At 43.1% G+C, this 15555-nt stretch carries 11 protein-coding genes and 1 CRISPR repeat array; of the genes, 1 reads left to right on the top strand and 10 read right to left on the bottom strand.

Annotated elements, in window-relative coordinates; all coding sequences use genetic code 11:
* A partial coding sequence (locus IQ224_RS03120) for an ISAs1 family transposase (protein WP_194032532.1) occupies window positions 1-279 on the top strand: 279 nt, incomplete at its 5' end.
* Window positions 280-512: 233 nt separating this feature from the next.
* Here IQ224_RS03120 and IQ224_RS03115 read toward each other — a convergent pair.
* The 10 genes from IQ224_RS03115 to cas7d form a co-directional block, all read right to left on the bottom strand.
* Entirely contained in the window at window positions 513-1841 is a 1329-nt protein-coding gene (locus IQ224_RS03115) for a DUF4914 family protein (RefSeq protein WP_002742855.1), read from the bottom strand.
* A gap of 246 nt (window positions 1842-2087) precedes the next feature.
* Window positions 2088-4754 (bottom strand): bifunctional acetaldehyde-CoA/alcohol dehydrogenase, encoded by a 2667-nt coding sequence (adhE, locus tag IQ224_RS03110; RefSeq protein ID WP_194032531.1) that lies wholly within the window; start codon window positions 4752-4754, stop codon window positions 2088-2090.
* Window positions 4755-5098: 344 nt separating this feature from the next.
* Window positions 5099-9654: direct repeats of the CRISPR family, unit length 36 nt; unit sequence GTTTCAATCCCTAATAGGGCTTAAGATTAATTGGAA.
* Window positions 9655-9887: 233 nt separating this feature from the next.
* Window positions 9888-10160, bottom strand: a complete 273-nt coding sequence (gene cas2, locus IQ224_RS03105; RefSeq protein WP_002742874.1) for a CRISPR-associated endonuclease Cas2 — start codon at window positions 10158-10160, stop codon at window positions 9888-9890.
* Window positions 10161-10172: 12 nt separating this feature from the next.
* Entirely contained in the window at window positions 10173-11177 is a 1005-nt protein-coding gene (gene cas1d, locus IQ224_RS03100) for a type I-D CRISPR-associated endonuclease Cas1d (protein WP_194032530.1), read from the bottom strand.
* 5 nt (window positions 11178-11182) lie between these two features.
* Window positions 11183-11776: a CRISPR-associated protein Cas4 gene (gene cas4, locus IQ224_RS03095; RefSeq protein ID WP_194032529.1), complete on the bottom strand. Its 594-nt coding sequence runs from the start codon at window positions 11774-11776 to the stop codon at window positions 11183-11185.
* 2 nt (window positions 11777-11778) lie between these two features.
* Entirely contained in the window at window positions 11779-12615 is an 837-nt protein-coding gene (gene cas6 / locus IQ224_RS03090) for a CRISPR-associated endoribonuclease Cas6 (protein WP_194032528.1), read from the bottom strand.
* Complete coding sequence (locus tag IQ224_RS03085) at window positions 12615-13181, bottom strand: Uma2 family endonuclease (protein ID WP_194032527.1); 567 nt, start codon at window positions 13179-13181, stop codon at window positions 12615-12617. The genes cas6 and IQ224_RS03085 overlap by 1 nt, the downstream gene beginning before the upstream one ends.
* A gap of 83 nt (window positions 13182-13264) precedes the next feature.
* Window positions 13265-13831 carry a Uma2 family endonuclease gene (locus tag IQ224_RS03080; RefSeq protein ID WP_194032526.1) on the bottom strand — a complete coding sequence of 189 codons (567 nt, stop codon included), beginning with the start codon at window positions 13829-13831 and terminating at the stop codon, window positions 13265-13267.
* Window positions 13832-13840: 9 nt separating this feature from the next.
* Entirely contained in the window at window positions 13841-14515 is a 675-nt protein-coding gene (gene cas5d, locus IQ224_RS03075) for a type I-D CRISPR-associated protein Cas5/Csc1 (protein ID WP_052277822.1), read from the bottom strand.
* 37 nt (window positions 14516-14552) lie between these two features.
* The gene (cas7d, locus tag IQ224_RS03070; RefSeq protein ID WP_194032525.1) at window positions 14553-15554 is read right to left on the bottom strand and encodes a type I-D CRISPR-associated protein Cas7/Csc2; all 1002 of its coding nucleotides are present in this window, start codon (window positions 15552-15554) and stop codon (window positions 14553-14555) included.
* Window position 15555: the final 1 nt, after the last annotated feature.

Raw genomic sequence — 15555 nt, 5'->3', positions numbered from 1 at the left:
GAAACAGCTTACTATATTAGTAGCCTAACTGAATCCGCCCAAGTATTTGCTAAAATTATTCGAGGACACTGGAAAATAGAAAATCAGTTACATTGGGTAAAAGATGTAATTTTTGAGGAAGATAAAAGCGAGATAAGTGATTTTCAAGCGGCAAGCAATTGGTCAATTCTCACAACCATAGGATTGAATCTTTTCAGAGGTTTGGGTTTTCTCTCAATAACAGAGGGACAGATGTGGTTAGCTGAACGTTGGGAAAAACTGATAGTTTTATCGACGTAAGAAGCAGAAAAATTAGGTAAATTAACAGGATGTACTCTCAGACAATTTCAAGAGAGATAGGCTTTTCGTGGCTTAGGAACAAGCTTTATCAATCTATTCATAATAAATATTGGCAGAAGATTAAAGATTAGTTATTATGACTAACTCTTTTGATTAGAAAAAGATAAACTTGAGAATCTTCGATCAAATTTATTGACTCAAAATCAGCTATACTTAATTTAAATGAAACAGCCCTAAGCCAAGGCGGGGGGGAGAAGATGCAGCAGCCCGATGATGCCGTAACTCGGTCTTTCCTTGGTGCAGGGAGGAGTCCGCACCCCAAAACTGCGAATATCGACGCTAACTGCCCCGTTAACTACGTTAGGGATGATATCTCTGGGAATGACCACGCGAGGATTGGGGCAGGGCTTTCCTGGCTCATCCTCGATATGTTGCCAAATCAGAGCGGTACTTTCCGGCCGTGCCTCGATATTGAGAAATAAAAGCGGATGGGGTGGATGAATGGTCAGTTCTTCTAAATAGGGATCGGTGCCGTAATGGGTGATGTGATTGAGACGCACAAACCAAGCGTTTTCTGCATCCATTAAAGCCAGTTTGTCTTGATTTTTGGGCTGGCGCAGACTGGGGTGGCAGAGGGCCATATCATCGGTTACAGGACGCAAATCGCAAGCTTTGGGTAAGATTAGGTGGCGTTCATCCCCCGTGACCAGATTTTTTCCCAATAGGAGACTCCCATCGGGGCGGCGATGAGCCGGTTCTAGCATTTCACTTTTTCCCCCACCACTTGCCCCTTCGTGCATAAAGGTGACTTTGTGATCGTAGGGGGTAATCACTTGAACGGTAGAAGCATGGGCTGTCACCCAGTTTTCCTGCTCTCCCATGGCTAACAATACGCCATAGATTCCTTTTTTAGCCGAAGGACCCGGATAAAGATTGTAGCTGAATAGCTCATGCAACCCCGGACGGCGGTTATGGACAACCACTTGCTTGCCTTGAAACACCTGATGGCGAAACGGCGGCGCCACATAGAGAACCGCCCCGGGTAAAAAGTCAGAACCGATTTCACTAGGATCGTCGATGCCTTGGAGCAGAGAAAGCCCTAAAGCGAAGAAACCGGCGTTAGCGGGGGCGACAACCACAACATCGGGGCCTTTTCCCTTGACTCCAGCTACAAAGGTAAAAAGTGCTAATTCTTGAGTTTTTAACCACGCGAAGGTCTGTTGTCTTAGTTCTTCAAACTCAAAACCAAAACGAGACTTAAAAGTCGGTTTATTAGTTGGCAACTCGTCGCCAATGACCATACAATCGGGATCGCGCCGCCGCATATACGGTTCCGTATAATTAGCACTAATGCCATTGCGAACCCGACACACTAAGGCTTCTACCACTTTACCTCGGTTGGGGATGTCATAGGCAACCTCATGATAGCTGTTTTTGGCATCTTTAACGGCTAATTCAATTAGTTGTTCGACATCCGCAGCCACGGTGAAATTCGGGCATGATTGCAGAATATCTGTTAATTCTGACGGTAACGAGAAATCGGGAAGCGGATTAACTACCATGTTCCCTCCTCAGGATGAGGCTGTAGGTATTATTACTTAATATAGCTTCTTGTCGAGCAACTTAGATTAATCGTTGATAAAAATCAATATTAGACCCGCGGCAAAAGACCTGTCATACTAAATCCGTTGAGTATAGGCTACTGATGAAGACAGGCAAGAGGCAAGGGGTAGGGTTGATTCATGGTAGGGTTGATTCATGAATCAACCCTACTAGGGGGTAGGGGGGATCAAAGGCAAAATCTATCTCTACAAGCTCAAGGGTTGCGGATCTAACTTCAAATCGGCAAGACTGACCTCACCGTGACCATTTACCGCCACCTCTAGGGGCAAATTGCCGTGATAAGCTTGGATTAACAGGGTTTTTAAGTCCTCAATCAGGGGATAACGGGGATTGGCTCCGGTACACTGATCATCGAAAGCTTGTTCAGCTAAATGGTCTAATTTGGCCATAAATTCGGCTTCACTTTCGGGAATTACCTCTTTAATACTGGCCGGAATACCGATTTCCCGTTTTAAACATTCGATCGCTAATACCAATCTTTCCACACTTTCGGTCTCGCTTTCTCCTCCTAATCCCAGGGAATGAGCGATCCTGGCATAGCGCCACTTCACGTTAGGATATTTGTACTGAGAGAAGGTTGCCTGTTTAAAGGGGGCATCGGTGGCATTATAGAGGATGACGTGGGAAATCATCAAGGCATTGGCCAGACCGTGGGGAATGTGGAAAATTGCCCCCAATTGGTGAGCCATGGAGTGACAGATGCCTAAAAAGCCATTAGCGAAGGCCATTCCTGCCATTGTCGCCGCATAATGGACTTTTTCCCGCGCTTTCGGGTCTTTAGCTCCGTTATGATAGGAACTGGGCAAGTATTTAAACAGCAGTCGGATGGCATCTTGAGCAAGAGCGTTAGTATATTCTGAGGCTAAAACCGAGACGTAGGCCTCAAGAGCGTGAGTTAAAGCGTCAATTCCGCCGTAGGCTGTTAATTTTTTCGGCATATTCAGCACTAATTCCGGATCAACGATGGCCATGCTGGGAGTTAGGGCATAATCTGCCAGAGGATACTTAATATTATTACGGCGATCAGTGACGACGGCGAAGGGAGTCACTTCCGATCCTGTTCCCGAAGTGGTGGGAATACACACCATCAGAGCTTTTTCGCCTAAAGGGGGCAATTCATAGACTCGTTTGCGGATATCCATAAAACGCATGGCCAAGCTCTCGAATTCTATCTCTGGATGCTCGTAGAGTAGCCACATGATTTTAGCGGCATCCATGGGGGAACCACCACCGATAGCGATAATTACATCGGGATTGAAGGTATTAATGACATTTAAACCCCGTTCGACGGTTTCCAGGGAAGGATCGGGTTCCACATCATAAAAGATATTAACCGTGATGCCGATTTCTTCTAAAATTTCCTGTAAAGGTGCGGTAACTCCTAGGTCGAAAAGAGGTTTATCGGTGACAATAAAGGCCCGTTTTTTGCCGGCTAATTCCCGAATAGCGATCGGTAATGACCCGTATTTAAAATATACTTTTGGTGGTACTCGGAACCAAAGCATATTTTCCCGGCGCTCGGCTACGGTTTTAATATTTAATAGGTGGGTAGGTTCGACGTTTTCGCTGATGGAATTACCGCCCCAAGTGCCACAACCGAGGGTTAAACTAGGATCGAGACGGAAGTTATAGATATCACCGATCGCACCCTGGGAGGAAGGGGTATTAATTAATACCCGGGCCGTTTGTACGTTGTCTTCAAAGCGCTTAATATGTTCCCGATTAGAGGGTGCGGTATAAAGCACGGCCGTATGACCTCGACCGGCAAATAAGACCAGTTTTTCGGCTTTTTTTACCCCATTTTCAAAGTCTTTCGCTCGGTACATGGCTAAAATTGGCGAGAGTTTTTCGTAGGAAAATGGTTCCTCTAAGCCAATATTTTCCACTTCTGCGATTATTAACCTGGTATCTTCAGGAACAGAAATTCCGGCCATGTTGGCTAATTTTTCCACCGGTTGCCCGACGATATCGGGGTTGATATGACCATCTTTTAGGAGAATCCCGACGACTTTTTCCTTTTCTGCGGGGGAAAGAAGATAGGCCCCGCGATCAATAAATTCCTGTCGAACTTCTTCATAGATGCTATCGACAACGATTACCGATTGTTCGGAGGCGCAAATCATGCCGTTATCGAAGGTTTTACTGAGAATAATCGAGGAAACAGCCATTTTTATGTGCGCGGTTTCGTCAATTAAAGCGGGGGTATTGCCGGCACCAACTCCTAGGGAAGGTCTTCCCGAAGAATAGGCCGCTTTTACCATACCGGGACCGCCGGTGGCAAGGATTAAATTAATGCTGGGATGTTGCATTAATGCTTGGGAAAGTTCCACCGATGGCTGATCGATCCAACCAATAATACCGGCCGGTGCGCCCGCTTTCACGGCTGCTTCTAAGACTATTTTGGCCGCCGCGATCGTGCAGTCTTTGGCTCGCGGATGGGGGGAAAAAATGATGCCGTTGCGGGTTTTCAGGGCAATTAGGGCTTTAAAAATGGCTGTGGAGGTGGGATTTGTGGTGGGTACGATCCCCGCTAAAATGCCCACGGGTTCGGCGATTTTTTGCAATCCAAAGGATTTATCTTCTTCGATAATGCCGCAGGTTTTGCTGTGTTTATATTTGTTGTAGATGATTTCTGAGGCAAAATGGTTTTTAATCACTTTATCCTCTATTACTCCCATCTCTGTCTCTTGTACGGCCATTTTAGCCAGGGGAATGCGAGCGTTGTTGGCTGCTAATGCCGCTTTTTTGAAGATAAGATCTACTTGTTCTTGGCTATAGTTGGCAAATTGTTGTTGAGCTTTTTTCACCTGTTGAATCAGTTCTTCTAGCTCTTGTCTATTGGTAACTGTCATAACAATTTTGTGGATAAAATTACGGATTTTATGCTACTATAGCCTTTTTCGCCAAGGGAATCGCCTAATCTTGGGATTTTCTTTATAGTTTCCTAAGCATTGGTATTATAGAATACTAATAATTCTAGGTAATAGGTATGGAGAAGTGGGGAGAAGGAACAAGGGAGAAGGTTTTTAGCGTGCGATTGAGAGTTGCTCATACTATTAAAAACAGATTTACTATCAATACAAATTAGCTTATACTTCCTCTAATTTATAGGATATTTTGGACGCAAGCAGTTCGATAAACTCACTGACAGCAATTCTCATTTTGAAATTAATAGACTAGAAGGTTTCAAGTTCCAGTTTCAATCCCTAATAGGGTTTAAGATTAATTGGAACGATAACTTCCCAAATCTTAAGAATGGTAAACAGACGTTTCAATCCCTAATAGGGTTTAAGATTAATTGGAACCATAAATAAACCTCAAAATCCAGTAGAACAGGTTAGCTATGTTTCAATCCCTAATAGGGTTTAAGATTAATTGGAACGGTGAATAATTTCGCTGGCTGGAACCCTAATCAAGCGTTGTTTCAATCCCTAATAGGGTTTAAGATTAATTGGAACAAGACAGATTGAACTTGTTGATTGGCTATTAAGTGGTTTCAATCCCTAATAGGGTTTAAGATTAATTGGAACAATCAATCTTGTCTAGCCAGCTACAAAGCCGTTGTTTCAATCCCTAATAGGGTTTAAGATTAATTGGAACTATGTCTTTAATTTATTGTAATCCCAGTTTCCCCGCTAGTTTCAATCCCTAATAGGGTTTAAGATTAATTGGAACTTCCGAAATAGGTTCCAGATTTGTCTCCGGGCCGGAAGGGTTTCAATCCCTAATAGGGTTTAAGATTAATTGGAACAATTATGTTACCTCCCGTAACAATCCACTTAACTAGTTTCAATCCCTAATAGGGTTTAAGATTAATTGGAACGTGCTTGATTTGTTAATCAGTTGCTCGGAGTTTACATGTTTCAATCCCTAATAGGGTTTAAGATTAATTGGAACAAGAAATCTGCCAGGAATTGGCGGAACAAGGAGAGTTTCAATCCCTAATAGGGTTTAAGATTAATTGGAACGGGACGCGACGGGAAAGAAGGGAAACCGGGACGCGTTTCAATCCCTAATAGGGTTTAAGATTAATTGGAACTTTATTGAAAAAGTAGAGGAAGGCTTTACCGGCGAGTTTCAATCCCTAATAGGGTTTAAGATTAATTGGAACTCGAGAAAATTGAAATCGCCATTTATCAAATCAAGTTTCAATCCCTAATAGGGTTTAAGATTAATTGGAACCCTAACATTCCCTAGCGAAAATAGCGAATATGCTCTGTTTCAATCCCTAATAGGGTTTAAGATTAATTGGAACATGATATCAGGGGTAATATTGCCTATATTGCTCCTGTTTCAATCCCTAATAGGGTTTAAGATTAATTGGAACCGTATTCAGCGCCGCTTCTGTCTTTCCGGTTTGAGCCGAAGCCATGTTTCAATCCCTAATAGGGTTTAAGATTAATTGGAACAGGGAGCTTATTAGGGGGTTGAGCGGCAAAGATTGTTTCAATCCCTAATAGGGTTTAAGATTAATTGGAACGTTAGATGGGCGGGAACTGCCTACACCTCAATCACGTTTCAATCCCTAATAGGGTTTAAGATTAATTGGAACTTTTGGGAAAGTTTTGGCATCTTTGATTTTGATTCGTTTCAATCCCTAATAGGGTTTAAGATTAATTGGAACTCCCCAGAATGTTGAAGAAGAATACTTTGAGCAACTGTTTCAATCCCTAATAGGGTTTAAGATTAATTGGAACGAATATACTCACCGTCTCCCAAATAGATGCCTACATGTTTCAATCCCTAATAGGGTTTAAGATTAATTGGAACTACAAACGTTCAAAGATGATTCTCCCACATACTTGTTTCAATCCCTAATAGGGTTTAAGATTAATTGGAACCCAGTTTAACATTGGGGAAAGAATTAGAAATAGTTGTTTCAATCCCTAATAGGGTTTAAGATTAATTGGAACGCGGGCAGTCTGCGGCTCGCTCGCCCCCCCACCGGCCGTTTCAATCCCTAATAGGGCTTAAGATTAATTGGAATCATTGTATTAGTTCTTACGCTTCATATATTTATTATGTTTCAATCCCTAATAGGGCTTAAGATTAATTGGAATCCTTTTTTAAGAAGCTTGTTTTCCTTCTGCTTTGTTTCAATCCCTAATAGGGCTTAAGATTAATTGGAATTTGTTGACCCGGGCAGGTTTCGGAGAATTGGCACGCAGAAAGTTTCAATCCCTAATAGGGCTTAAGATTAATTGGAATCTGTAGAATCGGGGAAGCAAGAAGTAAAAATAACTGTTTCAATCCCTAATAGGGCTTAAGATTAATTGGAATCATTTCCCTAAGCTCTTGATCGTAGAGGCTTAGGCGTTTCAATCCCTAATAGGGCTTAAGATTAATTGGAATGAAAAACTTTTTTTTCACACGCAAAAAAAAACGTTTCAATCCCTAATAGGGCTTAAGATTAATTGGAATGCGGATTTACTCCGATTGATGATACAACTTGAATTAGTTTCAATCCCTAATAGGGCTTAAGATTAATTGGAATAATGATCTCTTTTTTGCTTGCGGTAAATTTACTTGTTGTTTCAATCCCTAATAGGGCTTAAGATTAATTGGAATATGAGGCGGAAAATGCCAAGATTGCGGGGAGTTCCGTTTCAATCCCTAATAGGGCTTAAGATTAATTGGAATTCTACGGGATACTCAGACGACCAAGAAAACGTAAAGTTTCAATCCCTAATAGGGCTTAAGATTAATTGGAATGTCAACGCTTTTATCGATACGATTGAATAAATTTTCGTTTCAATCCCTAATAGGGCTTAAGATTAATTGGAATAGGCTAAATCAATTAACTGGATTAAACCCGCAGAAGTTTCAATCCCTAATAGGGCTTAAGATTAATTGGAAGATCGCTTATTGGCGCTGAGATTGTCGATTTTCAAGTTTCAATCCCTAATAGGGCTTAAGATTAATTGGAATATCTGTAATAGGTGATTTGCACCGTAGGAAATCGTTTCAATCCCTAATAGGGCTTAAGATTAATTGGAATCTACCGACAAGGCACGGTTTATCGGGAATGTTCCCGGTTTCAATCCCTAATAGGGCTTAAGATTAATTGGAATTTAATTCCCACAAAACTTCATATATTACCGATTTTGTTTCAATCCCTAATAGGGCTTAAGATTAATTGGAATTTGTGCCTCACTGAGGCGGCCTAGCTCGATTTTGGTTTCAATCCCTAATAGGGCTTAAGATTAATTGGAATCATAAATCAGGTTGATTATTCAGTAGTAGGCGTGCGTTTCAATCCCTAATAGGGCTTAAGATTAATTGGAATGGGAATTGTGCCTAAGTCAGGAGAAATGCTCGAAATTCTGTTTCAATCCCTAATAGGGCTTAAGATTAATTGGAATTTACCCAGATAATCTTGGTGGGGAATTCCCCACTGTTTCAATCCCTAATAGGGCTTAAGATTAATTGGAATAGGAAAGCCCCTCAAGGGCGACGCACTTAAACAGGAGATAGCGGTTTCAATCCCTAATAGGGCTTAAGATTAATTGGAATGAGGCAAAGATAGCTTCTCTTTGGGTGCCGGGAGAGTTTCAATCCCTAATAGGGCTTAAGATTAATTGGAATTGTAAGCAGAAGCCGTATAACTTAGCCATATCCTGGTTTCAATCCCTAATAGGGCTTAAGATTAATTGGAATTTACCCAGATATGATGATCCGCTCCATATCGATTGGTTTCAATCCCTAATAGGGCTTAAGATTAATTGGAATTCGCGATTATTCCTTTACCCATACAAATTTATAAAGAATGCACGGTTTCAATCCCTAATAGGGCTTAAGATTAATTGGAATATTTTCGTAGCAAGAAATCAAGTAGATCGCAGTGTGTTTCAATCCCTAATAGGGCTTAAGATTAATTGGAATGGGAATTTCAGAAATACTACTGCAATGCTCACCATAAAGCGATCGGGTTTCAATCCCTAATAGGGCTTAAGATTAATTGGAATAATGTTGACACTCCTGATGATGGTATTGTTTACACGTTTCAATCCCTAATAGGGCTTAAGATTAATTGGAATTCGTTAGTGTATAAAGTTGTTGTGATCTGATAGCCGTTTCAATCCCTAATAGGGCTTAAGATTAATTGGAATATTGATTTATTACCTATTTCAGGAGGAAATTACCCGTTTCAATCCCTAATAGGGCTTAAGATTAATTGGAATGCTTTCCCCTCTACTTTCAAGGCAAAAATTCCAGGTTTCAATCCCTAATAGGGCTTAAGATTAATTGGAATCAATGCCTTTCCCATCCTCGAATTCCCAAGCTAAGTTTCAATCCCTAATAGGGCTTAAGATTAATTGGAATAGATTTTTCCATTCTCTCAGGCTGAATCTCGGTGTTTCAATCCCTAATAGGGCTTAAGATTAATTGGAATTCGGTATCGGTAAATGGTATCTCAAATTGCGAGGTGTTTCAATCCCTAATAGGGCTTAAGATTAATTGGAATGAGATAATGAAAAGATATGCTTATAAGGAAGCTGTTGTTTCAATCCCTAATAGGGCTTAAGATTAATTGGAATATTTTTAAGGCTATATAATCAGATTTCAGCGCCGAGTTTCAATCCCTAATAGGGCTTAAGATTAATTGGAATAAGAAAGCAGTTAGGGATTGTTGACGGGGCTGTTGTTTCAATCCCTAATAGGGCTTAAGATTAATTGGAATTTTATACTCTCATCTCCCATGTCGTTAATTCAATGGTTTCAATCCCTAATAGGGCTTAAGATTAATTGGAATGCCCAGTGGTAAAAGCCATACGCTATGGGGTTTTCAAGGTTCATTTGCGCCGCACCCGCAATAAACCTATTGTACAGCAAGTGACCCAGTTCTTCAAGACCCCGCAAAACCTTACGGGATAAGGTGCGCCTCACGTTGGAAAGGAAAATCATCTCGAATCTATATTGCATAAGCTTTCCAGCCACCAGAAAATAGTTAAGGATTTTTACAGCTACCCGGAAGCGCAACCGAGCTAAACAAAAAAAATTGTATTATCCCGGGGTAACTCACCACCGATACGTTCCACTTTACCCCGACAACAGGCGCAGAGAAAATAAAAGCGGATGCTATCGGTATCGGGTTTGATCAACTTACTCAAGCGCCCGCGCAGCTTAGCGTACTGGGTATCGGTTAGATCGCACTCAAAAACACTATACTGCACCCGTTGGCCGTAGGACTTTAACGTATTGTGAATTTTGGTTCGTCGCTTATCGTCGGAAATATCGTAACTGACAACAAAATACATGACCGCCTCTACCTACTTTAAAATCAAGGGTGGATACTTATCCGTCTCGTCCATGAGATATTTCGCCATTAGTCGGGCCTGAATCTCGAAAGCTTCTTGATAAGTACACTGTTTACCCATTACTGGATGTTTAAACTTCGATTGTTTCTTCTGTTCGTACAAGCGCAGGAAAATCTGTAAACCTTCTCTCGTCAAGGAAACCGCACCGCTTAAGGGTTCGGTGGTGAAATGTTCGGGGGTAAGATAAGGATGATTGACCCCATTGAGAACCACGGCATCAACGACGATCGCTCTAAATTCTTCCATCAGATCCAGTGCCAGCGAGGGGCGACCGTAGCGTTGATAGTGAAGATAACCGAGATAGGGGTCAAAACCGACCAAATTGATCGCACTCTGCACGTCATGGCGCAATAACGCATAACCCAGACTCAAAAGAGAATTGACCGGATCTCGCGGGGGGCGACGGTTACGGGAGGCAAAGGTAAAAGTATCGCCGAGAATTAAGGAATCAAAACAACTGAAATAGGCTGCGCTTCCGGCTCCTTCTAACCCCCGGAGAGAATCGATCGCCGAGGTTGTTTCGATCGAGCCGATCGCTGCTTCCAAACAAGCGATCGCCGTTTGTAAATCCAACTCCTTTCGATCGCGTTGACGACGGAGTAGAATGTTGCGGTAATTCTTCAGCTTGCCGCGGACGAATCCCCGCACTAAATGAATGGCTTTCGGGGAATCGCCGGTGGCCTGCCATTGCGCTCGACGAACGAAAATATTTTTGGTCATCTCCGGTTCCAATCTACCGAGATAGCGTCCGGTGGATGTGACGAAACTCAGGGGAATATGACGTTCCAACAATTCGATCACCAATGCGGGAGAAACTGAACCCCGTCCGAAAATCACCACTCCTTCCACGTTCAATAGAGGTACATCGAGTATCGTTTCCTTGGATGCTTTGACCGTTAAACGCTCGTCATTTTTGCCGAGAAATGCGTCTTCTCTTGTCACATATACCGTTCCCATATTTTTTATTCTTCCTCTCGATATCGTTGGACTTTTTCGGTTAATCGGGGCAAACAGCGATCGAACAAACTGCATCCCTTGCAGCGGGGTGAATAGACCGCCGGGGGCATTTTTCCCGTCTGGATCAGGGTTTCAACTGCTCGGATCGTAGCGATCGCCCGTTGCCGTAGAGCAAGATCGATCGCCACCGGTTGACGCTGGTGAGAACTGGCATAGTAGATATAGCCAGTATCTAGCCTTTTTCCCGTCATTTCTTCCAAACATAGGGCTTGAGCGCACACCTGCAACTCGTCGTTATCCCATTCGCCCTTACTGCCCCGTTTGTATTCCACGGGGATAAATTCGCCGTCGTGGGACTCGATCAGATCGGCTTTACCGATGAGACGGTAATTATCTGATTTAAGCCAGATCGCCCGAATTTGCCATATTTCCTCGCGGTTTGCCGCCCCGACGGTGTGAACTCGCTCGTGTAAATTTGTTCCCTCGATCGTGTAGCTATTATCGAGAAATTCCCCGGCGACGAACATTCTCCAACAACGGTGGGGACAGTAGGCGTAATGGTTGAGAGCGGCGATCGGTATGTAATCAGATTCATCCATGGCTATCTTTTCTCCTTAGCAATTCTGCGAGTCATCCCCATCCCCATGGTGGTTTTCCGTCCCACTCCCGCGTAGAGGGCAAAATCCGCCAGTACATTAATCGCTTTAATCTTTGCGGGTTCCACCTCTCCCAAAAGACGATAGTGAATCTCGCCCACACAACCGATCAACTGGTTTTTATAGGCTTCGTCGGCTAATTTCGTTTGAATATCGAAGAAACTAGGGAAAATCGACTCTAGGGCAATAGAATCGAAGGGGATAGCGCTATAGCGATTCCAACGATTGAGAAGGCTATTAAACACCAGTTCCCGCGTCGGTAAGGCACTATCGAATTTTCCCTGCCGGAAGGTGACGGGGGTGGCGAAAAGGAAATCAAATTCCCGATTCGTTTCCGAGGCGTTTTCATACAGGTCTTGATAAGTACAAGAGTTCGCCCAGGGTTGAACCGATTGCGGGGTGGCGAGGACGCTAGTGATAACCAGATCGGCGGAACCGAGATGCCAGGGGTGTTTTGGATTGAGATTCAACCAGAGCGAGGTTAATTTACCGAATAATCGGTCATCGAGCAGAGAAATCCGCCACCAGCAGGGAGTTTCGGGGGCGATTGGCCGTTCGTGTCGCCACTGCGGGGAATTTATTGTTATTTTCCCCCGCGATTGAATCTGTAGTGGCGATAAGGTGAAGGCTTTATCTGCCTCGGCTGTGTGTAGAATTTTCCCTAATTCCTGATCAACACTACTGACAAGGGTAAGGAATAGCGCGTGAAGGTGTCGTCCGGTGAGAAAATTCGGATAGATCGGCGATCGGGGTGTGAGATTGAGAACGAGACTGTAGGGCATTAACTTAATCGGGCCTTGGCAAAAATTTGTCTGGGGGTTAGGGTTAAATCGGGGAGGAGAATATCGCTAATTTCGTCATCGCCTTTTTTAATCGCCGGGGGTGCGTCGGGATAGAAAATCGTGATCTGCTTGGCCCGGGGATCGACGATCCAGACGCGACTGACTCCCGCTTTTAGGTAGTCCACGGCTTTTTCGCTCAGGCTGCTGAAGGATTGTTCCGGAGAAATAATTTCGATGACTAATTCCGGGGGAACGGGACAAGCTTCATCGGTGAGGGGAATATCTCCTAACCTTTCTAGGGAAATGTAGAGAAGATCGGGAACGGGACACCAATCTCGATCGTTTTTGCTTAGAATAATTGCCCATTCGATTCCCACTTCTCCCCGTCCTTGATTCCAGCGATCGAGTACGAGAAATAAAGCACCAGTTAAACGAGAATGAAAGAATTTCGGTGACATTTTCTGGATAGCTTCTCCATCGACTAATTCATAGGTAATATCGCCCTCGGGAGCGGTTAGTGAGAAAAATTCCGGTAAAGTGAGGGATTTAGAAGATATAAGAGTCATGGTCAATTTTCAACCGAAGTGATAGGACAATCGAGCGGGAATTTTCAGATCGGGGCGATCGCTTATAACGAGACTGTAGGGCATTAACTTAATCGGGCCTTGGCAAAAATTTGTCTGGGGGTTAGGGTTAAATCGGGGAGGAGAATATCGCTAATTTCGTCATCGCCTTTTTTAATCGCCGGGGGTGCGTCGGGATAGAAAATCGTGATCTGCTTGGCCCGGGGATCGACGATCCAGACGCGACTGACTCCCGCTTTTAGGTAGTCCACGGCTTTTTCGCTCAGGCTGCTGAAGGATTGTTCCGGAGAAATAATTTCGATGACTAATTCCGGGGGAACGGGACAAGCTTCATCGGTGAGGGGAATATCTCCTAACCTTTCTAGGGAAATGTAGAGAAGATCGGGAACGGGACACCAATCTCGATCGTTTTTGCTTAGAATAATTGCCCATTCGATTCCCACTTCTCCCCGTCCTTGATTCCAGCGATCGAGTACGAGAAATAAAGCACCAGTTAAACGAGAATGAAAGAATTTCGGTGACATTTTCTGGATAGCTTCTCCATCGACTAATTCATAGGTAATATCGCCCTCGGGAGCGGTTAGTGAGAGAAATTCCGGTAAAGTGAGGGATTTAGAAGATATAAGAGTCATGGTCAATTTTCAACCGAAGCGATAGGACAATCGAGCGGGAATTTTGAGATCGGGGCGATCGCTTATTTGGTAATATTCCCCGCGCATTCTCACATTACGGATTAAACTAACGGGAGGCATATTAATCACATCGTAGCCAATCACCTGATGGGTAAACATAACATCGAGAGGATTTAAAGGATAGGGATAAATAAATAAATCCTCTTTTTGTTTTGATAGGGAAAGTTCTGTCAGTTTTACTTCCGCTTTACTCATCCATTTTCCCAAACGAATCCATTTAGGAAGTTGTAGGGGGTGATGGGAAATAATAAAACATTCAAAAACACTTTCGGGAGCGATTTCTTTTGCCCTGCCAAAACTGGGAATATTTTTCTGGGTTTTTTCCATCTCCACATGATAGTTATTATTGGCATATTTCCAAGTATTGAGAACCGCCGTATGAGCGATCGCCCGTGCGGGAGTGACATAAATTTTCTCTTCGTTAAGAGGATTTAAATGTTCTTGGTACTGGGGAATCTGTTCGGAACAGAAGTAACGATAACTATCGCTATTTACCAATCCCAAAGCATAACAGAGTGCGTAATTATGAATTACGGGTTCGCTTTCGTAGAGTCTGCCGATTTCACGGGTTGCGTAATAAAGACTATCGTGCAGTTCTAATTGACAGGAATAAATATGTACCATAATGATAGGGTGGGCGACACCCACCCGACGAAATTAGCTATTTTTTCTCGGCTTTCTTTTTCTCGATATATTGTTTAAAGTATTTTTTTGACTCCTTATTTGCTTGATCTAGAACCGATAAAATTCCTGCTTCCGTACCCGTGAGAGTTTTCACCTCAGTTAATAAAGGTTGAAAATTTTCCCCGATAAAATCGGTATGAACGATAAATTCTTCCGCCATTAATGCTTGTATTGCTTCGGTGGCTTTTTCCATAACTAAATCCTCGTCTAAGGGATCGATCGAGTGTAATACTTCATCGGGAAGGCGATCATATATTGCCTGTGTCCAGCGCAAATTACTAACAATTTCTCCATCGGCAAAAATAACACCGATAAGCTCGTTTCTCACCCGTCCCGTCCGGGTAGTTTGTGCGCCGTAGTGACGGGTACGCAGGATGTTATTAAAAACATAGAGAAAACCCGCTTCTGTCGGATCTTTTAAAGTGACAATACTAGGGAAAAACACCTGCGGACGGATGTGATCCTGCTGGTTAATTCGGCTAGTCACTTCTCCCGGTTTGGTTTTATTTTCTCCCTTCGATGCCATAGTACCATTCTCGTAGGGAGCGTTTAAAGTAAAACTTTCATGGGATTCATCAAAGGGTGTGATCGAAAAAGCCGTATCTACTACTACTTTCGATTTTTCTGACCCCGAATCACCGATGGCGAACCCGTAGATAATACAGTCGGGGTTATTCATTCCAAAAGAAACATTGTACTCGCACTCTTCCGCAGTTACAATGTTGTATTTACGGAGTAATTCTCGTCCGACTAAACGTTCTGGAGTTGACTGTTTTCGTTTAAACATCGATAAACGACTAATCGTTTTTTTGCTATCAATTCCCGCACGAACACGAGCTTTATTTAGCTCTCCATCTGTTTGAAATAAAGGATAAGATTCTGTGACTCGAATCGTCAAAAAGTGAACGTATTTTCCCATCGGTTTGTAGGGAATCTCGCTATGAAAGAATTTAGAATCGAGGGTTTTCAGTAAAGACATG

The organism is Microcystis sp. LEGE 00066 (genome assembly GCF_015207925.1).
Taxonomy (GTDB): domain Bacteria; phylum Cyanobacteriota; class Cyanobacteriia; order Cyanobacteriales; family Microcystaceae; genus Microcystis; species Microcystis ichthyoblabe_A.
This window is presented reverse-complemented; position numbering and strand designations above follow the sequence as displayed.